The following is an 18,903-nucleotide window of genomic DNA, read 5'->3' on the forward strand; positions in this document are numbered from 1 at the left end:
AGTGACAATGCTCGACGACAACCAACCCTCGATGTGTCCGCCTGTCCTGCGCTGGGCGTCTTGCGCTGGGCGTCTTGCGCTGGATGCCCTGCGCCGGGCGTCCTGCGCTGGGGTGTCTTGCGCTTGGTGTGATTGGAGCCGCTGGGACGAGTGGCGTAAGGGGCGGAAACCAGCACCAGCACCCCCTTGTTCAGGGGTGCTGGTGAATCACGGTGTGGGGCGCGGGGCCAATCTCTGATCGAGACGACGTCGATGTCGACGGTGCCCAGCCAGGTCCGGACTCAGATCGAGTAGCGCTTGAGATACGCGAGTTCGTCCGTGTTGAGTCGACGCGGTGCCGCGCTCTCCACGTCGTACGCCACGATCACCGACCGCGCCGTCACGAACACCTCGCGATCGTCCTTGATCTCGTACTCCAGCGTGAAGCGCACCGACCTGATCTCGGTCACCCACGTCTCCACGTTCACCGGATCCGCCCTGAACGTCAACGGCCGCCGATAGTCGATCTCATGCCGAGCCACCACCAACCCCTTGAACGGCGCGTCTCCGGCCCTGTAGGGATCAATGTGCAGCATCCCCAGCCGCGCGTCTTCGAGGTAATCGAAGAACCGCACGTTATTCACATGCCCCAGCGAATCAATGTCCGCGAAGCGCACCATCCGGGGAAAGACATGCCGCTGCACGAGGGAGTGTTCAACCACACCCGCCACGCTATCGACCTCCCCACCCCACCCAACCGCCGGGTACCCCACCGCCCACCCTCTACTCCGCTCCCTCCACTCCGCCCTCCACGCCCGGCCCCTACTCCGTAGTCCCCAAGATCGACCTGTCCGAGATGCCGACCATCACGAACCTTGAGCGTGCACTGGAGTGTGACCTCCTCCGTGGTCCCTAAGATCGACTTATCCGAGAACGCCATATCGCGTCGCGGGCTTCGACCATTCCTAAGAAGCCGCACTGTTCTGCTGTCCACCTGCAGAAAGATCCCAGGATTCGACTCGCCGTAACGGCGTTCAGCCCGCGCTCCCGAGGAGCGTCACCCTGGACAGGCGCCAGCCGGCGGGCTGGGTGGCGTATCTCGTGCGTGCCGTACAGGCTCCAACCCCAAAACTCCCCCGCACACCCGCATCTAAGGCGTTGCCATGTGGCTGCGGGCTGGGCAAACCTATGTCGATTGTGTGCGTCCCGAGGCTGGGAATGCGAAACGCCCCCGGGTGGGCCGGGGGCGTTGCGGGGTGGGGATCAGTCGCGGTGGAGTTTGCGGTAGGTGACGCGGTGGGGGCGGGCGGCGTCGGCGCCCAGGCGCTCGATCTTGTTCTTCTCGTAGTCCGCGAAGTTGCCCTCGAACCAGAACCAGTTGGAGCCCTCTTCCCACGCCAGGATGTGCGTGGCGATGCGGTCGAGGAACCAGCGGTCGTGGGAGGTGATGACCGCGCAGCCCGGGAATTCGAGCAGGGCGTTCTCGAGGGAGGAGAGGGTTTCGGTGTCGAGGTCGTTGGTGGGCTCGTCGAGCAGCAGTACGTTGCCGCCCTGCTTGAGCGTCAGCGCCAGGTTGAGGCGGTTGCGCTCGCCACCGGACAGTACGCCGGACTTCTTCTGCTGGTCGGGGCCCTTGAAGCCGAACGCGGCGATGTAGGCGCGTGACGGGACTTCGACCTGGCCGACCTTGATGTAGTCGAGCCCGTCGGAGACGACTTCCCAGACGTTCTTGCTGGGGTCGATGCCGCCGCGGCTCTGGTCGGCGTAGGAGATCTTGACGGTGTCGCCGACGACGACCGCCCCGTCGTCGGGCGTCTCGGTGCCGATGATCATGCGGAACATGGTTGTCTTGCCGACGCCGTTGGGGCCGATGATGCCGACGATGCCGTTGCGCGGCAGGTCGAAGGTGAGACCCTCCATGAGCAGACGGTCCTCGAAGCCCTTGGTGAGGTCTTCGGCCCTGATGACCGTGGTGCCCAGGCGCGGACCCGGCGGGATCTGGATCTCTTCGAAGTCGAGCTTGCGGTGCTTGTCGGCTTCGGCCGCCATCTCCTCGTAGCGCTGGAGGCGGGCCTTGCTCTTGGTCTGGCGGGCCTTGGGGTTGGACCGAACCCACTCGAGCTCGTCTTCCAGGCGCTTCTTGCGCTTGACGTCCTTCTGCCCTTCGACCTTCAGGCGCTGGGCCTTGGCCTCCAGGTAGGTGGAGTAGTTGCCTTCGTAGGCGTAGCAGCGGCCTCGGTCGAGCTCGAGGATCCAGCCGGCGACGCCTTCGAGGAAGTACCGGTCGTGGGTGACGGCCAGGACGGTGCCCGCGTACTTCTCCAGGTGCTGCTCCAGCCACTGGACGCTCTCGGCGTCGAGGTGGTTGGTGGGCTCGTCGAGCAGCAGCAGGTCGGGGGCTTCGAGCAGCAGCTTGCACAGCGCGACTCGACGGCGCTCGCCACCGGACAGGGTGGTCACGTCGGCGTCGGGCGGCGGGCAGCGCAGGGCGTCCATCGCCTGCTCCAGCTGGCTGTCGAGCTCCCAGGCGTTGCGGTGCTCAAGCTGGTCCTGGAGCTTGCCCATCTCCTCCAGCAGCTCGTCGCTGTAGTCGGTGGCCATCTGCTCGGCGATCTGGTTGTAGCGCTCGAGCATGGCCATTGTCTCGGCGACGCCCTCCTGGACGTTGCCGAGGACGGTCTTGGCTTCGTTGAGCGGGGGCTCCTGCTGCAGCATGCCGACCGTGAAGCCGGGCATGAGCCTGGCGTCACCGTTGGAGGGCTGCTCGAGACCGGCCATCATCCGGAGCAGCGTCGACTTTCCGGTGCCGTTGGGGCCCAGAACGCCGATCTTGGCGCCAGGCAGGAACGACAGCGTGACGTCGTCAAGGACAACCTTGTCGCCGTGCGCCTTGCGCACGCGCTGCAGCGTGTAGATGTACTCCGGCATGCCACCTAGCTTAGGGCCTCTTGGGGACCCGACCGCGCGGGATTGTTCGGCCTGCGGAATCGGCGGCCACGCGAGGGGCTACAACTCGGCTATCGGGTCCGGCGGTGAGGACGGGCGTTCGGGGGTGGGGCTGTGAGGCGGGGTGCGGGGGGCGGGGAGGCAGATGCGGTCGCGGCCCAGCTCCTTGGCGCGGTACAGGGCCAGGTCGGCTGCCGCGAGGAGTTCGATGAGGTCGTCGCCGTGCAGGCTCATGATGGCCACGCCCGCCGAGATCGTCACGGTGACCATGACGTCGTCGGCGGGGATCGCCATCCGGCCGACCCGGCTGCGCAGGCGCTCGGCCACCCGCCGCGCCTCGGAGATGTCCGCCCCGGGCAGCAGGACGACGAACTCCTCACCGCCGAAGCGGCCCACCACGTCGTATTCGCGCAACTGGCTGCGCAGCATCGCGGCCACGGCGATCAGCACCTGGTCGCCGATGAGGTGGCCGTGGGTGTCGTTGACCCGCTTGAAGTGGTCGATGTCCACGATGAGCAGGGCGAGCGTCTCGCCGGTACGGCGGGCTCTGACGATCTCGGTGTCGGCCTCGCGCTGCCAGGCCGCGGCGTTGAGCAGCCCCGTCTTGGGGTCGGTGCGCGCCGCCGCCTGAAGCTGGGCGTGCAGGAGGCTTCGCTGCAGCAGGACGACGGGCGGGAGGGCGAGCACCAGCAGGGCGGGGTTGAGGCCGCAGGCGATCGCGACGATCACGCCCAGGCAGAGCTCGACGACGTCGAGGAGCACGCTCTCGCGGTCCCACAGGACCTCGCGCCAGCGCGTGTCGGGGTCGGCGGTGTGCGCGGCGACGGCGATCAGCGCCGTGTTGAGCACCGCGAACAGCACCGCGCAGCCGATGGCCAGCATGATGGATGGCCCGCTGCCCTGGGAGAGCACCGAGACGTCGGGCACCAGGGCGTGGAAGAGGGCCGAGGCCGTACAGGCGGCGAGGCCGATGGCCGCGGCGCTGAAGACCCTGCGGTAGAGCACGGTGGCTCTGACCCGCCACTGCAGCAGGGTTTGCAGGACGATCGGCGCGAACAGGGCGTAGACAGGTGGGAGGAGCAGGGCGACGGGCAGCCACCAGGCTGACAGCAGGTCGCGTGAGACGCCCGCGGGCATGCCCAGGCGGCGGGTCGCCTCGATGCACACCGCGCCGCACACCATCAGGGCCAGGAAGGTCAGCAGGTCGGACCAGCGGAAATTGGCAGATGTCGCAAAGAACCCGATCGCGGCGAGATCCAGGGCTACGATCCCGCTGAGGTAGGCAACGAGGGCACGGCGCTGTGCCAGCAACGGCCATCGGTCGGCCAGTGTCGACGCACCGGCGCGAGGCTTCACTGAGGTGTGGCTGGTAGCCGCCATCTCGCCTCCCTCCTCCAACTAACGATGTGTAACACAATAGTTGCGGAGTGTGCGTTGCGCGACGGGAACCGATACCTTGGGCAGCATGGCCACGTCTGTCCGGTGGCCGGGGATCGCAAATCCGCTCACTCCGCGAGCGGTGCGTGGGGAAAGGAGCAGCCATGGTGCGGGGTGTGACCTGGACCTGAAAGATGCTCTAACCGTCTAGGCGGAACGCCATCGGCCGATCCTCCGGGCACCCGGGTTCTCTTGAGAGCGGGGCACCGGCACCTACGGCCGATGCCCCCTCCCCACATCTTCCGACCGTCAGGCGGCCGTCTTCACCCCCGCGGGCCACGGCGCCTCGCCCGCCGTGCCCCCGCCCTCACCTGCCGCACTCACCTGTACGGCACCGGCCTTCGAGCGCCGGGCCCTGCCCGCGCCCCCGATGGCCCGCACCCGCGCCCCGGAATCGGCACCCGCCCCGTCACCCTCCACGCTCGGCGACTCGAGGTCATCGACCAGGTGGCCAGGCACCTCCGCCGTCTCCGGGCGGCCCAGGAGGCGGACTTCCGTGACATGGGCGGCAGCCGACGGATCCCCCGGGCGTACGAGATCCGAGCCAGAAGGACCGTCAGGGCCGAAAGCGCCGGGCTCCACGAGCCCGGTGCCCGCCGCGAGCGCCCGGGCGCGGGCGAGCGCGCCGGACTCGCCGAACGAGCCGGGCTCCGCGACCGCCTCGATGCCCGCGGGCGCGCCGGACGGGCCCATGGCCCAGTCCTGGGTGGATTCGTCGAGGCTCTCCCGGGTCTCCTTGCTCAGGGTCGCCACCCCGCCGCTCCGCTGGGGCTTGGTGAAGGCGCCGACGCCCCAGCGCAGGTCGTGCCCGACCGACACGGCCTCGACCTCCGGCATGAAGCGGCGGTCGCCCTCGGGACCGAACTCCCTGATCCGCAGCTTGCCCGAGATGACCACGGGATGGCCGACCTGCACGGACTGGACGACGTTGTCGGCGAGACCCCGCCAGCACCTGACCGCGAAGTAGACGGTGTCGCCGTCGGTCCACTCCTTGGTCTTCCGGTCGAAGTAGCGGTTGGTCGAGGCCACGCGCAGCGAGGTCACCCGGGACCCGTCGTTGAAGGTGTGCTGCCTCGGCTCGGCCGCGACATTGCCGGTGAGTGTGATGTAGATGTCGTTCATTCGTGCCTCCCATGCGGCGGGCCGGGATGCCCGCGGGAGACGAGGGTCGCGCGCCGGGACGGGCGGCGGCGCGCCCGAACGGGACTCTGTGGAAAACGGTGGACTATCCACAGGAGGAAAAGGGCGAATCCTACCCGGACAGCCCCTTCAACGCCACGAAGAAGTCGTGGTGCCTGGCCAGCTCGCGCTCGACCGGCTCCACCACCATGCTCTCGGCTATCGCCCCGACCCGCCGCCGCATCTCGCGCTCGATGCCGTCGCGTTCCCTGGCGGCCCCGAGCGACACGAAGTTCCGCGCCGCGACCCCGGACAACGCCCCGAGCCCCAGCACGGCCGCCATCATCAGCGCCACCCACGGCAGCGTCGAAGCGTCCCCGAACAGCGACAGCCCGGACGGCGGCCGCCCGACGGAGAACACCCCGTACACCAGGGCCGTGCCCGCCCACACCACACTGGCCACGAAGGCGAGAACGAGCAGGTACTGCCACACCTTCAACACCCGCCACCAGGCGGGAACCCGGTCCAGCCTCGGCGTCACCTCGGAAAGCTCTTCGGACAACGCCTTGGGCAACTGCCCGGTACGCGACCGGGCGGCGTGCTGCACGGCCCCCCGCCAGGTCTCGTGCATGCCGATGGTGAGCCCGTCGCTCAGCGCCTGCACGGCGTTGTCCACCTCGGCGGGCTGCGCGGAGACCGCGCCGTCGGTGAGCCCGCGGATCTCCTCGCGCAGGTCCCCGAGCCGCAGGTGCTTGAGCGGGTCGGGCCGCAGCCGCGCGGCCCAGCGCGCGAACGGCCAGCCGATCCACGAGTCCGACCGCTCGACGTAGGTGTTCTCCATGGCCTCGCCCACGGCCGGCACCCCGGCCGCGTCGCAGAGCGCGTCGGTGAGCCCGACCCGGCGGGCCGCGTCCACGGACGTCGGAGCGGCCAGGGAGGCCCCCACCGGCATGGACTGCGCCAGCCGCCGGTCGATCCGGTCGACGTCGGCCTCCAGCCGCTGGATCGCCGCCCGCCGCTTGGAGACGGCCTCGGAGATCACGCCCTTGAGGCTGTCGATGCCGCGCCCGCTGACCGCGGAGGTGGCCACGACGGTCGGGCTCTGCACGCCTTCGCGCCGCAGCAGGTCGTTGAGGTCGATGATCAGCTCGGCCAGTTCCTCGGGCGTGAGCCTGTCGGTCTGGTTGAGCGCGAAGACGGTGACGGCGTCGTGCCCGGCCAGCTCGGTGACGTACTGCCGGTGGGTGGAGGCGTCGGCGTACTTCTGCGGGTCGAGCACCCACACGACCAGGTCGGCCAGGCCGATCAGGCGGTCGGCCTCGCTGTCGGTGAGCGCCCGGATGGAGTCGTGGTCGGGCAGGTCGAGCAGGATGAGGCCGTGCAGTTGGCTCTCGCCCTTGTCCAGGGCGCTGGCGCGGGCGAAGCGGTGCCGCCACTGCACCTGCAGCCAGTCGAGCAGCGGTCCGGCGCCCTCCAGGCCCCACACGCAGGCGTGGGTGCGGGCGGTGGTCGGCCTGCGGACGCCGGTGGGCGAGAGTTCGAGCCCCGACACGGCGTTGAACAGTGACGACTTGCCGCTGCCGGTGCCACCGGCGAGCGCGACCACGGTGTGGTCGGAGGACAGCTTGAGCCGGTCTCCGGCGCGCAACAGCAGCTGTCCCGCCTCGGCGAGCAGCTTGGCGTCGAGCCGGCCGGGGCCGAGCTCCACGATCCTGGACAGCGAGCCGAGCCGCTCACCGAGCCCAGGCTTGACCGGGGTGGAGAAGAACACGCTCATCGGGCGACCTCGAGGTTGTACGTTGCCTGGTAGAGGCGGGTCGCCGTGGCCTCGTCAGGGATACCCGCCGAGTCGAGCGCCTGGACGTAGCGCATGGTCTCCTCGTCGAACAGCATGCTGATCCTGGCGCGCAGGTCGTTGTGCGCCTTGGCGCCGATGCTGCGCAGCGACTCGGCGCCGAGCAGCGCCTTCAGCAACCGCTGCGGCAGCGCGCCGTCCTCGGACGCCCGGTGGCCGAACAGCGAGACCAGGAAGATCAGCGACAGCGAGTCCACGTCGAACGAGACGACCTTGGACACCGAGCGCTTGGTGACGCCGTCGGTCCTGATCAGCTCGGTCAGGTGCTCCTGCCAGGCGGCCACGGCCCTGCCGGTACGGCGGACCAGCTCGTCGGAGTGCCGCTCCAGCCCGCTGCCGAGCTGCGCGCCGACGTCGGAGCGGTGCCGCCAGCGCGCGACGACCTCCTCGGACGCGCGCTGCGCGGCGGTGAGGATCACCGACTCCAGCCCCGTCCGCAGCGCCGCCTTGAACGCGGTCACCCGCTCGGGCGCGAGTTCCGGCGTCTTGCCGCGTTTGCGGAGGTTCAGCATGCGCAGGAGGTCGCCGGAGCCCGCGAAGTCCTGCCAGCGGGCCAGTACCTCGCCGCGCAGCAGCGCGCCGCCGCGCATCGCCTCGTCGATCTCGGCGAGCGCGGCCGTGTAGGCGGCCTCGACGTCGCCGCGCAGCTCGCCGCGGAAGGCCATCTGGTTCTCCAGGTGCCTGGCCAGCGCGGGCACGCGGGTGCGGAAGCTGTCCAGCACACCGTTCAGCGTGTCCTGTACGGCCTGCGTCCGCCGCTCGTCGTCGACCGACAGCTCGGCCAGCCACAGCCGCAGCTCGGTGACCTCCTGGTCGGGCAGTCTGCCCCCGGTGACGACGGACTCCTCGATGACGAACCGCTCGACCTCGCCCATGCCGTACTCGGTGAGCATGCGGGCGAAGTGCTTCAGCACGACCTCGCGGGACTTGGGCGAGACCCGGGACAGCACGATCGCCAGCCTGGCGCCGCGTTCCTTGGCCAGCCTGAGCAGTTTCCAGGCGGGCGCGTCGGCGTAGCGGGCGGCGGTGGTCACGAAGATCCACAGGTCGGCCGCGTCGAGCATGCGGTGCGCGATCTCGTGGTGTTCCTCGACGACGGAGTCGATGTCGGGGGTGTCCAGCAGTGCCACGCCCTGCGGGAGCCGTTCGGTGGGCACCAGGACCAGGCTGTCGAGGCCCGTGTCCGAGGTGGCCGCCTCCACCCTGCGTAGATTGCCGAGCAGCCGCCCTCCGGCGAACCACTCGCGGTCGCCGGGGTGGCAGGCGAGCACGGGGGTGCCGGTGGTCGGGCGGCGTACGCCGGTACGGCTCACGTTCTTCTCGGCGAGTGTGTTGACCAGGGTGGACTTGCCCGCCCCGGTCGATCCGGCGATGACGATCAGCGCCGGGGCCGCGCTCATCCGCACCCTGGGCAGCACGTAGTCGCCGAGCTGCGCCAGAATCTCCGCCTGCGCCTGCCTGGCCTCCGCCGCCCCCGGCAGATCAAGCCCGAACCGCAGGTCGGTGACGCTCTCCCGAAGCGCGGTGAGCGCCACGGTCAGAGCCTCGGCCGCCGCATCCGGCAACTCCTCCTCAACCTCCGGCGCCTCGCCCCCCTCGGGTACGGCTTCGCCGGCACTCTCCCCTGCGGCTTCGCCGGCACTCCCCGGTACGGCTTCGCCGGATTCGTCCGCGTCGTCGCCCTCCGGCTCGGCCTCGGCCGCTCTGGGCAGAGCGGAGGCGGGTGTGAAGGCCGACCTCTCCGGAGCGGGGGAGAAGACTGACCTCGACCCTGGGGAGGGCGAGAAGCTCGACCCCGGGAAGGGCGAGAAGGCGGTGAAGGCGGAGAAGCCGGGCGGATCACCGGAATCAGCCGAGGGCATGCCGGTGTCAGCCGGAAGCGAGTCAGCGGCACCCGAGCGCGGATCCGTCTCGGCCGGGCCTGAATCGGAGCCAACCGGGCCCGAGTCGGATTCGGAGTCGGCCCGGTCCGGGTCGGAGTCGGACTCAGCCGGGTCCGGGTCGGACTCAGCCGGACCCGATTCGGAGGCGGCCGGGGCGTCAGGTTCCGCCGGGTCGGCCTGCCGTACCGGATCGGGGTCGTCGTCCCTGATCGCGCGGAAGCTCAGCGTCTGCTCCCCGGCGGACTCGGGGTTCTCGTCCATGGCCGCGTCACCGGCCCTGTCAGCGGCCGGTCTCACTGCGGCTGCTCCGCTCGAACCATCTCGACCTCCTGGCCGACCCTCACGACGTCGCCGACGATGACAATCGCCGGTGGCCGTATACCAGCCGCGGACACACGGTCGGCCACGGTGGAAAGCGAGGCGACAAGTGCTCGCTGCGTGGGAAGAGTACCGTCCTGTACCACCATTACGGGAGTTTCCGGCGAACGTCCGTCCCGGAGAAGGGTCTCGGCGACCTTCGGAAGGCGTTCGACGGCCATCATGAGCACCAGGGTGCCATCAGTACGGGCCAGCGCGGGCCAGTCGACGGTGGATTGGGGGTCGTCGGGCGCCACGTGTACGGAGATCACGTGGAACTCCTGGCTCACCCCCCGATGGGTCACCGGCACCCCGGCGGCGGCGGGCACGGCGACCGCGCTGGTGATGCCGGGCACCACCATGACGGGCACGCCGGCGTGGGCGCAGGCGAGCATCTCCTCGCCGCCCCTGCCGAAGACGAACGGGTCGCCGCCCTTGAGCCTGACCACGAACTTGCCCTGCCGGGCGTGCTCGACCAGCAACTCGTTGATCCGCTCCTGCGGCAGCGAGCGGCCGTAGGGGACCTTGGCGGCGTCGATCAGCTCGACGTCGGGGGCCAGCTCGTCGAGCAGGGCTCGGGGCGCGAGCCGGTCGGCGATCACCACGTCGGCCTGGGCCAGGAGCTGGCGTCCGCGCACGGTGATCAGGGAGGGGTCGCCGGGGCCGCCGCCGACCAGCGCGACCCCCGCGGGCTTGGTGCGGTTGCGGCGGGCGTCGACGGTGCCGTCGCGCAGCGCGCCGACCACGGCGTCCCGGATGCCGGCCGCCCGGCGCGGGTCGCCGCCCGCGGTGATCGCCACGCTGATCTCGTCGACCTTGCCGGAGGCGGGGGTCCAGGCGGCCGAGGCGTCCTTGTCGTCGGCTCGCACGCACCACACGCGCCTGGCCTCCGCCTCGGCCGCGATCGCGGCGTTGACCTCTCTGTCGCTGGTGCAGGCCTGGACGAGCCAGGCGCCTTCGCAGTCGCCGTCCTGGTAGCGCCTGGCCTCCCAGGTGACGCGGCCCGCGGCGATGAGGTCGTCGAGGGCGGGCGTGACGCTGGTGGAGACGATGGTGACGGCGGCGCCGGCGTCGAGGAGTGCGGGAACCCGGCGCTGGGCGACCCGCCCGCCGCCCACGACGAGCACCCGGCGGCCCGAGAGGCGAAGGCCGAGAAGGTAGGGGCTCATGTCGGAGGCTCTCCTGTTCGCGAGGACTGCAATGCCGGGAGGTAAACCTACCGGGTCGCCGTTACGTCGTCTTGTCCGTGACCCCCGCCGCGTCGAACGTGGCCACCTCGTGCATGACCCGGACGGCCGCGCACACCAGCGGATGGGCGAGCAGCCCGCCGGTACCCTCGCCGAGCCGGAGCTCCAGATCGACGAGCGGGCGCAGGCCGAGGTGGTCGAGGGCGGCGGCGTGCCCGGGTTCGGCCGAGCGGTGGCCGGCCACGAGGTGGTCGGCGACGGCCGGGGCGAGCGCGGCGGCGGCCAGGGCGGCCGAGCCGGCGATGACGCCGTCGAGGATGACCGGCACCCGGGCGGCGGCGCCGCCGAGGATGAAGCCGGCGATGGCCGCGTGCTCGAACCCGCCCAGGGCGGCCAGCGTGCCCAGCGGGTCGAGCGGCAGCTTGTTGACCCGCAGCGCGCGCCGGACGATCGTGATCTTCTTGGCGTGCGTCTCGTCGTCGATGCCGGTGCCGCGCCCGGTCACCTCGGCGGCGTCGCGGCCGGTGAAGGCGCAGATCAGCGCGGCGGAGGCGGTGGTGTTGGCGATGCCCATGTCGCCGGTGATCAGGCAGCGGGCGCCCGCGTCCAGGAGGGAGCGGGCGACCGAGATGCCCGCTTCCAGGGCCTCGACGGCCTGGGCGGCGGTCATCGCGGGGCCTTCGGACAGGTCGGCGGTGCCGTACCCGAGTTTGCGGACGAGCAGGCCGTCGGCGGGGGGCAGGTCGGCGGCGACGCCCACGTCGACGACCGTGACCGAGGCGCCCACCTGGGCGGCGAACGCGTTGGCGACCGCGCCTCCGGCCAGGAAGTTGCCGACCATCTGCTGGGTGACCTCCTGCGGCCACGGGCTGACGCCCTGGGCGTGGACGCCGTGGTCGGCGGCGAAGATGGCCAGCGCGGCGGGCTCGGGCATGGGCGGCGGGCTGGCGCCGGCCGCGCCCGCGAGGCGGACGGCGACCTCCTCCAGGACGCCGAGCGCGCCGCGCGGCTTGGTCAGCCGGTCCTGGTGCGCGCGGGCCTCGGCCAGCGCGGCGGGATCGGCGGGCCTGATCGCGGCGATGGTCTCCTCTAGCACGGAACCCTCCTAGGCGGAGACGCCCTGCGCGAGCCGGAGCGCCTCCTCGTAGCGGTCGATGACCACGTCGGCGAGGGCCTCGCAGTCGCCGATCACCTCCGCGCAGCGGATGTCGAGGTCGGGGTGGCCGGCTCCGTAGGCGAGGGCCTGCGCCCACACGCGCTCCAGCATGCCACCCGCGAACAGCAGGTAGGGAACGACGATCACCCGCTTGGCGCCGAGCCTGCGGCAGCGCTCCAGGCCGCCGGGCACGCCGGGCGGGGTGACGGAGACGAAGGCGGTCTCCACGGTCATGAAGTCGTGGGCGTGGGTCTCCCAGAACAGCCGGGAGACCCGGTGCACCTCGGCGTTCGCGATCGGGTCGGTCGAGCCCTCGCCGACCAGCACCACCGCGGTCTCCCCCGGCTCGATGTGCGCCGGGGGCTCGTCCACGGGCACCGACGGCACGGCCCGCAGCCGCGGCCTGACCCCGGCCACGGGCTCCGGCGGGCGCGCTCCGGGCACCTCGGCGGCGGCGTCGGCCAGCCGCTCGGCCAGCAGCGCCAGCACCCGGGGGTCGGGGCCGAGGGGGCGGCCGTAGTCGTACATGAGCGTCGGGTGGCGCTCCTGCTCCCTCGCCATGGCGGCGGGCAGCTCTTCGCTGGTCCTGCTGAGGCTCAACGGCAGCGCCACCAGACGGTGGTGTCCGCGGGCGACCAGCGAGGCGACCGAGTCGCTCAGTCGCGGCGCGGACTTTTCGAGGTAGCCGCCGGAGACGTCGGCGGCGGTCTGGTCGAGGCGGCAGCGCAGCCGGTGGACGAACCTTCCGAACTCGGCTGCTCCGGTGTCGTCGTTCGAGCCCTGCCCGATGAGCAGCAGCGGCGGCTTCATTTAGGGGATCTCCACGCCTGACCTGGGGGTATGTGGACAAGAAACGCGAGGATATCCGACGCGGCCATGTCATGCACAGGTCACGCCGGGTGAAGGCGTACCGCGTGCACCACGAAAACCGGGTCGGTACCGGTCAGAGTACGCGTTCCATCGGCCTGAACGCCGAGCCTCTCGGCCTGGATCCGCGTCCCCGCCGCGCGGTAGCCGTGCTCCGCCAACCCCTCGAGTACGGCCTGGGCCGACTCGACGGTCCTGAGCGCGCACACCAGTGCCCTCGGCCGCCTGGCCGCGCAGGCGGCGATCACGTCGGGCCCGCCGCCGCCGACGAAGACGGCGTCGGGGTCGGGCAGCGGTTCGAGGGCGGGCGGCGCGAGGCCCCGGGTCAGCGCGACCTTGACCCCGTGGGCGAGGACGTTGCGCCGCAGCCGGGCGCAGGCGGCCTCCTCGCGCTCGACGGCCACGACGGCGGCGCCGAGTCTGGCGCACTCGACCGCGATCTCGCCCGAGCCCGCGCCGACGTCCCAGACCAGGTCGCCGAGGCGGGGACCGAGTTTGGCCAGGATGAAGGCGCGCGCCTCGGCGGGGAGTTCCTCCTCGAAGGGCAGCGCCCACTCGCCGGGGCCGGGGCGGGCGCCGGCGACCCAGCCGCGGGTGTCACGGCGGTGCAGGGGGTCGAGGACGAGCACCACGTCGGGGTTCTTCCACGGCCTGGTGGTGGCCTCGCCCATGCGGCTGTGCGTCACCCGCTCGTCGGGGCCGCCGAGGTCGTCGCAGACGATGAGGGCGCGCGGGGTGGTGGGGGCGAGCTCTCTGGCGATCTCGGCGGGGCCGACGCCGGGGGCCGCCAGGACGGCGACCTTGTGGTGTGCCCGGCAGGCGTTGACGACGCGGTTCAGTTCGGCGGCGCCGACGGGGGCGAGCACCAGGGCGTCGTCCCAGTGCAGGCCGGCGCGGGCGAAGGCGCGGGCGGCGAGGGAGGTCCTGGGCAGCACGCCGGGCTGGATGCCGTGGCCGCGCAGGGCGCGGACGACGCCGAAGTAGCCGGGGTCGCCCTCGCCGAGCACGACGGCCGGGCCCTGGCCGCGTTCGAGGTGGTCGTCGAGTACGGCGAGCACCTCGTCGGGGGATTCGGCGGCCACGGCCTCGGTCAGCCGCAGGGCTCTCAGCAGCCGGGCAGGCCCGGTGATCAGGGTCGCCTCCCGGAGGCGGTCCTTGGCCTCGGCCGACAGGTCCGATCCGTCCCACCCGATCACCGTGATCATCAGCTCACCGTCCTCCCTGTCCAGGGTGCCGGTTGAGCGGGCGTCACACCAGGTCTGCGGGGATGAGGCCGTACACGACGAGGTCCGTGCCGTGCCCGCCGTTGCGGGCCACGCCCTCGCGGACGAAGCCGGCCTTCTCCGCCACCCGCTGGGAGGCCAGGTTGCCCGCGGCGGCGCGCAGTTGCAGGCGCTGGAAGCCCTGCCTGGTGAACAACCAGCGGGCGACGGCGAGGACGGCCTCGCCCGCGAAGCCGCTGCCGCGCGCCCAGGGGGCGGTCATGTAGCCGACCTCGGTCGTGCGGTGCAGCCAGTCGGTGGCCTTGAGGTCGACGCTGCCCGCGTACCTGCCGGTGACGCGGTCCTCGGCGGCCCAGGCGACGCCGGCGCCGTCGGCCCGCTGCCGTTCGGTGAAGGTCAGCACGTAGTCGCGGGCGTGCTCCTCGGTGTAGTCCCTCGGCACGGTGGTCCAGGACTGGGTGAGCGGGTCGGCGGCCGTGACGGCCAGGTCGGGCACGTCGCCGAGGGTGAAGGCGCGCAGCCGCAGCCTCGGGGTGACCAGCTCGTCCTGCGGGAACACCTCGGGGGCCAGGGCGGTGTCGTGCCGCAGGCGGCCGAAGACCACCAGGTCGTGCGGGCCGTCGTCCTCCATCTCCGCGGCGCGCAGCAGCCCCTCGCGGGTGAAGCCCGCCTTGGCCGCCACCCGCAGGGAGGCGGTGTTGTCGAGGTTGGCGCGCAGCTCGACGCGGCGCAGCTCGGTGGTCCTGAACACCCAGGCGACCAGCTCGCGTACGGCCTCGGCCGCGTAGCCCCGGCCGCGGTGCAGGGGGTGCACGCCGTACCCGATCTCGGTGGTGCCGGCGCCCCACTGGGTTCTGAACAGGCTGAGCGCGCCGACGATCCGGTCCTCGTCGTCGACCATGGCCAGGTGGACGCCCTGGCCGGAGCGCCGCAGCTCGTGCACGCCGGTGGCCAGCCAGGGGCCGACGGCCGAGACCTGGGCGGGGGCGCCGGGTGGCAGGAAGCGGATTCCGGACTCGACGATCGTCCTGATCCTGGCGGCGTCGTCCTGGTGGAAGGGCCGGAGCGTGAGCCGGTCGCTCGTGATCCTCAGATTGGCGTCGATCATGTGTCACCCGCTGCCCGTCGTCGTTGTGGCGAAAGGGTACAGGTGGGGTGTGGTTGGTGGTCATTTGGGCGGGTAGGGGCCGGTTTGCTGGACAAAAGGGACGAGGAGGTGGGCAAGGGTGAGGCTCGACTTCATCCGGCCGCTGTACGAGCGGCGCGGGCCGTACGCCTCGCTCTATCTGGCCGCGCTCGGGGTGGGACGCGGCGACGCGCTGTGGGGGCAGCTCGCAGGCGCCGACCGGGCCACGGTCGAGGCGCTGCGGGCGAGCGCGGCGCGGCCGGCGCCGGGGCAGGCGCTGTTCGCCTCGCACGGGGAGGTGGTGCTGGCCGAGACGCTGCCGGAGCCGCCCCGGCGCGAGGGGGCGAGCTGGTCGGCGCTGCCGTACGTGACCCCGCTGCTGCTGCAGCGGGGCGAGAACGTGCCGCATGTGCGGGTCATCGTGGGCCGGGAGGCCACCGAGGTGACGGTGGTGGGGGGCGGTTCGCCGCGCGCGGCGGCCACCGATCCGCGACCGTGGCCGCTGCCGAAGACCGCCCAGGGCGGCTGGTCGCGCCGGACGTTCCGGGATCTGGACGTGGCGGCGGTCGCGCACGAGGTGGACGAGCAGGTGCGCAGGATCGGCGCGGAGCTGGTGGTGATCGCCGGTGAACCGCGTCCGCGCTCCCTGCTCTGCGACTGTCTCGGCACCAAGGCGACCGACCGGGTCATGATGGTGGAGCACGGGGGCTGCGGTGACTTCGCGGTCGACGTGGAGGTCACGCTCGACGCGTGGATCTCGCGGCGGCGGGCCGAACTGCTGGAGCGCCACCGCGAGTCCGAGGGGCCGGTGGGCCTGGAGGCCACCGTGGGCGCGCTGCGCGAGGGCCGGGTGCTCGCCGTGCTGTCGCCCGGCGAGCTGCCGCGGCCGGTGTGGACCGGCGCGGGCGGCACCCAGCTCGCCACCGGGCCGGACGAGCTGCGCCGCAGGGGTGTCGAGTCGCCGGTGCTGGATCGCGCCGACTCGGCCGTGACGAGGGCGGCCGCGATGACCGACGCCGAGCTGTGGTTCTCGCCCGACGTCGGCGACGTGGGTGCCGTGCTCAAGTACTGATGATCACTTCGAGGGTACGGGGGCCGTGCACGCCCTCGACCCGGTTCAGCTCGATGTCGCTGGTGGCCGAGGGCCCGCTGATCCAGGTCATCGGCCGTACGGCGTCCAGCCTGACGATCGCCTCGGGCACGACGCCCACGATCTGGTCGGCGCGCACCACGCACAGGTGGTAGTCGGGCACCAGCGTCATCGCCCGGCGGCCCTGGCCGGGCCCCGCGTCCAGGACGATCGTGCCGGTCTCGGCGATCGCCACCGCGCACCCGGTGATCACGCCGTCCGCCGCGTCCAGCTCCGCCAGGCTCTCCCCTGGTACGGCGACCGCCGGCCGCCACTCCTTCGGCAGCCCCTCGGGCACCACCAGCCGCCTGTCCCCGGTCAGCTCGGCGATCTTCGCGGGCACCTCGGCGGCGGGCACCACGTGCACGGCCGCTCGGTAGTCGCCGACCCGCTCGGCCAGCAGTCCGACCAGGTCGTCCGAGGCGGCGGAGGTGCGGTAGTCGCGCCGGATCTCCACCTCCGGCGCCCCTTCGACGGCCCGCCTGACCCGGTCCAGGATCTCCTTGCGCGCGCTCACTTCGTGCCTCCTTCGGTGCGGGCCCACCAGTCGCGGAACGACTCGGGCGGGATCTCGGGCAGGTCCCTGGTGTCGGTCCACGCCGACAGCGGGCCGGGCAGCCGCCGGGGCACCAGCTTGCGGAACCGGACGGCCAGGCGTTGCGCCCGCGCGAGCCGTACCTGGTCGGCCAGCAGCCAGCCGGCGACCTTCATGCCCGCGCGCTCGGCCCGCGCGTGCGGGGCCTTGGCGCGCAGGTCGACCAGCACCTCGGGAATGTCGATGGCTACGGGGCAGACCTCGTAGCAGGCGCCGCAGAGGCTGGAGGCGAACGGCAGGGAGGCGTCCAGCTCGGTACCCATGCCGCGGAGCTGGGGGGTGAGGATGGCGCCGATCGGGCCGGGGTAGACCGAGCCGTAGGCGTGGCCGCCCGCCCGCTCGTACACGGGGCAGACGTTCAGGCAGGCCGAGCAGCGGATGCAGCGCAGCGCCTGGCGGCCCACCTCGTCGGCGAGCACGCCGGTGCGGCCGTTGTCGAGCAGCACCAGGTGGAAGTCCTGGCCCTCGACGGCGCCGGTCCACATGGAGGTGTAGGGGTTCATCCGCTCGCCGGTGGAGCTCCTCGGCAGGAGTTGGAGGAAGACCTCCAGGTCGCGCCAGGTGGGCACCAGCTTCTCGATGCCGACCACGCTGATCAGCGTCTCGGGCAGGGTCAGGCACATGCGGCCGTTGCCCTCGGACTCCAGCACCACCATGGTGCCGGTCTCGGCGACCATGAAGTTGGCGCCGGAGACGGCGACCTTGGCCGCCAGGAAGCGTTCGCGCAGGTGCACACGGGCGGCTTCGGCCAGCGCGGCGGGCTCGTCGGTCAGGCCCTCGGGGGCGGCACGGCCCCAGTCGGCCATGTGCTCGTTGAAGATCTCCCGGATCTCGGCGCGGTTGCGGTGGATCGCGGGCACCAGGATGTGGCTCGGCCAGTCGTCGCCGAGCTGGACGATGAGCTCGGCGAGGTCGGTCTCGTAGGCGGTGATGCCCTCCTTGGCCAGGTGCTCGTTGAGCCCGATCTCCTGGGTGGCCATGGACTTGACCTTGACCACCTCGCGCTCGCCGGTGGCGCGGACGAGATCGGTGACGATCTTGTTGGCTTCGGCGGCGTCGCGCGCCCAGTGCACCTTCCCGCCCGCCTTGACCACCGCCTCCTCCAGCTGGATCAGGTAGCGGTCCAGGTGGCGCAGCGTCTCGTCCTTGACGGCCTTGCCCGCGGCGCGCAGTTCCCGCCAGTCGGGCAGCTCGCCGACCGCGCTCGCCCGCTTGCCGCGGATGGTGTGGGTGGCCTTGCGCAGGTTGTAGCGGAGCTGCGAGTCCCGTACGGCCACCGCCGCGTTCTGCGGGAAACTGCCCGGCATCCCGACGAAGGTGCTCATCGTCCGGCCTCCGTCGTGGCGAGGATCTCGGCCAGGTGCATGATCCGCACCCCGGTCCGCTGCCGTCTCATCGTGCCGCCGATGTGCATCAGGCAGGAGTTGTCGGCCGCGCACAGCACCTCGGCCCCGGTGTCCATGACGTTGCGCACCTTGTCGGCGCACATGGCGGCGGAGATCTCCGCGTTCTTCACCGCGAAGGTGCCGCCGAATCCGCAGCACTCCTCCGCGCCGCCGAGCGGGACCAGTTCCAGGCCGCGCACGTTCTCCAGCAGCTTGGCCGGGCGGTCGCCCAGGTGCAGGCCGCGCAGCGAGTGGCAGGTCGGATGATAGGTGACGCGGTGCGGGAAGTAGGCGCCGACATCGGTGACCTGGAGGATGTCGACCAGGAACTCCGACAGGTCGTACACCTTGGACACCACGGGCTGGTCGCCGACCAGTTTCGGGTACTGCTCGCGGACCATCGCCGCGCACGAGCCCGACGGGGCCACCACCGCGTCGTATCCGCCGAACACCTCGGCGAAGTGGTGGGCCAGCCGTACCCCCTCCGCGCGGTAGCCGGTGTTGACGTGCATCTGGCCGCAGCAGGTCTGCGCGGCGGGGAAGTCCACGTCACAGCCCAGGCGGCGGAGCAACGACACGACCGCCCGGCCCGTGCCGGGGAAGAGTGTGTCGTTGACACAGGTGACGAAAAGGGCGACTCGCACGGCGTTCCCTCCTAG

General features: G+C 71.8%; 15 protein-coding genes. 1 reads left to right on the forward strand and 14 read right to left on the reverse strand.

Translation table 11 applies throughout. The annotated features are described in order from the left end of the window. Positions 1-281 precede the first annotated feature (281 nt). The 11 genes from ABZ911_RS29295 to ABZ911_RS29345 all read right to left on the reverse strand — a co-directional run bounded on the left by ABZ911_RS29295 (position 282) and on the right by ABZ911_RS29345 (position 15,117). The gene (locus ABZ911_RS29295; RefSeq protein WP_358062819.1) at positions 282-710 is read right to left on the reverse strand and encodes a thioesterase family protein; all 429 of its coding nucleotides are present in this window, start codon (positions 708-710) and stop codon (positions 282-284) included. 532 nt (positions 711-1,242) lie between these two features. Further along, on the reverse strand, positions 1,243-2,907 hold the full coding sequence (gene ettA, locus ABZ911_RS29300; protein ID WP_358062822.1) for an energy-dependent translational throttle protein EttA: 1,665 nt from the start codon (positions 2,905-2,907) through the stop codon (positions 1,243-1,245). 78 nt (positions 2,908-2,985) lie between these two features. Beyond that, positions 2,986-4,305, reverse strand: a complete 1,320-nt coding sequence (locus tag ABZ911_RS29305) for a GGDEF domain-containing protein (RefSeq protein WP_358062825.1) — start codon at positions 4,303-4,305, stop codon at positions 2,986-2,988. Positions 4,306-4,611: 306 nt separating this feature from the next. Next, entirely contained in the window at positions 4,612-5,484 is an 873-nt protein-coding gene (locus tag ABZ911_RS29310; RefSeq protein ID WP_358062828.1) for a single-stranded DNA-binding protein, read from the reverse strand. A 130-nt stretch (positions 5,485-5,614) separates the two neighbouring features. Next, a complete protein-coding gene (locus ABZ911_RS29315) occupies positions 5,615-7,258 on the reverse strand; it encodes an ABC transporter (protein ID WP_358062831.1) in 1,644 nt (547 codons plus the stop codon). Then, positions 7,255-9,516, reverse strand: coding sequence for a GTPase (locus tag ABZ911_RS29320; protein WP_358062834.1), 2,262 nt, complete (start codon positions 9,514-9,516; stop codon positions 7,255-7,257). The genes ABZ911_RS29315 and ABZ911_RS29320 overlap by 4 nt, the downstream gene beginning before the upstream one ends. Then, on the reverse strand, positions 9,513-10,745 hold the full coding sequence (gene cobA / locus ABZ911_RS29325; protein WP_358062836.1) for a uroporphyrinogen-III C-methyltransferase: 1,233 nt from the start codon (positions 10,743-10,745) through the stop codon (positions 9,513-9,515). The genes ABZ911_RS29320 and cobA overlap by 4 nt, the downstream gene beginning before the upstream one ends. A 61-nt stretch (positions 10,746-10,806) precedes the next feature. Beyond that, the gene (cobT, locus tag ABZ911_RS29330; RefSeq protein ID WP_358062839.1) at positions 10,807-11,859 is read right to left on the reverse strand and encodes a nicotinate-nucleotide--dimethylbenzimidazole phosphoribosyltransferase; all 1,053 of its coding nucleotides are present in this window, start codon (positions 11,857-11,859) and stop codon (positions 10,807-10,809) included. Positions 11,860-11,868: 9 nt separating this feature from the next. After that, on the reverse strand, positions 11,869-12,729 hold the full coding sequence (locus tag ABZ911_RS29335) for a sirohydrochlorin chelatase (RefSeq protein WP_358062842.1): 861 nt from the start codon (positions 12,727-12,729) through the stop codon (positions 11,869-11,871). An 80-nt stretch (positions 12,730-12,809) separates the two neighbouring features. Continuing rightward, positions 12,810-13,991 (reverse strand): SAM-dependent methyltransferase, encoded by a 1,182-nt coding sequence (locus ABZ911_RS29340; protein WP_358062845.1) that lies wholly within the window; start codon positions 13,989-13,991, stop codon positions 12,810-12,812. Between the two features lie 43 nt (positions 13,992-14,034). Beyond that, complete coding sequence (locus ABZ911_RS29345) at positions 14,035-15,117, reverse strand: GNAT family protein (RefSeq protein ID WP_358062848.1); 1,083 nt, start codon at positions 15,115-15,117, stop codon at positions 14,035-14,037. A gap of 118 nt (positions 15,118-15,235) precedes the next feature. Here ABZ911_RS29345 and ABZ911_RS29350 point away from each other — a divergent pair, with 118 nt between their 5' ends. Further along, entirely contained in the window at positions 15,236-16,207 is a 972-nt protein-coding gene (locus ABZ911_RS29350) for a Vms1/Ankzf1 family peptidyl-tRNA hydrolase (RefSeq protein ID WP_358062850.1), read from the forward strand. Here the strand turns inward: ABZ911_RS29350 and ABZ911_RS29355 are convergent. From ABZ911_RS29355 to ABZ911_RS29365, 3 genes are read right to left on the reverse strand one after another with little or no spacing between them, the layout of a single operon-like run. Continuing rightward, positions 16,197-16,781: a lactate utilization protein C gene (locus tag ABZ911_RS29355; RefSeq protein WP_358062853.1), complete on the reverse strand. Its 585-nt coding sequence runs from the start codon at positions 16,779-16,781 to the stop codon at positions 16,197-16,199. The two genes, ABZ911_RS29350 and ABZ911_RS29355, sit on opposite strands and share 11 nt — an antisense overlap. Beyond that, complete coding sequence (locus ABZ911_RS29360; RefSeq protein ID WP_358062856.1) at positions 16,778-18,184, reverse strand: lactate utilization protein B; 1,407 nt, start codon at positions 18,182-18,184, stop codon at positions 16,778-16,780. Before ABZ911_RS29360 ends, ABZ911_RS29355 begins: the two co-directional genes overlap by 4 nt. After that, positions 18,181-18,888 (reverse strand): (Fe-S)-binding protein, encoded by a 708-nt coding sequence (locus tag ABZ911_RS29365; RefSeq protein ID WP_358062859.1) that lies wholly within the window; start codon positions 18,886-18,888, stop codon positions 18,181-18,183. The genes ABZ911_RS29360 and ABZ911_RS29365 overlap by 4 nt, the downstream gene beginning before the upstream one ends. Positions 18,889-18,903: the final 15 nt, after the last annotated feature.

The sequence above is a fragment of the Nonomuraea sp. NPDC046570 genome (genome assembly GCF_040645915.1).
In the GTDB taxonomy this organism is placed as follows: Bacteria; Actinomycetota; Actinomycetes; order Streptosporangiales; family Streptosporangiaceae; genus Nonomuraea.

What these genes read in the sequence shown, in the direction of transcription:
- ettA (WP_358062822.1), bottom strand. Translation starts at nt 2,907, where the DNA reads ATGCCGGAGTACATCTACACGCTGCAGCGCGTGCGCAAGGCGCACGGC.
- ABZ911_RS29305 (WP_358062825.1), bottom strand. Translation starts at nt 4,305, where the DNA reads ATGGCGGCTACCAGCCACACCTCAGTGAAGCCTCGCGCCGGTGCGTCG.
- ABZ911_RS29310 (WP_358062828.1), bottom strand. Translation starts at nt 5,484, where the DNA reads ATGAACGACATCTACATCACACTCACCGGCAATGTCGCGGCCGAGCCG.
- ABZ911_RS29315 (WP_358062831.1), bottom strand. Translation starts at nt 7,258, where the DNA reads ATGAGCGTGTTCTTCTCCACCCCGGTCAAGCCTGGGCTCGGTGAGCGG.
- cobA (WP_358062836.1), bottom strand. Translation starts at nt 10,745, where the DNA reads ATGAGCCCCTACCTTCTCGGCCTTCGCCTCTCGGGCCGCCGGGTGCTC.
- ABZ911_RS29335 (WP_358062842.1), bottom strand. Translation starts at nt 12,729, where the DNA reads ATGAAGCCGCCGCTGCTGCTCATCGGGCAGGGCTCGAACGACGACACC.
- ABZ911_RS29340 (WP_358062845.1), bottom strand. Translation starts at nt 13,991, where the DNA reads ATGATCACGGTGATCGGGTGGGACGGATCGGACCTGTCGGCCGAGGCC.
- ABZ911_RS29345 (WP_358062848.1), bottom strand. Translation starts at nt 15,117, where the DNA reads ATGATCGACGCCAATCTGAGGATCACGAGCGACCGGCTCACGCTCCGG.
- ABZ911_RS29360 (WP_358062856.1), bottom strand. Translation starts at nt 18,184, where the DNA reads ATGAGCACCTTCGTCGGGATGCCGGGCAGTTTCCCGCAGAACGCGGCG.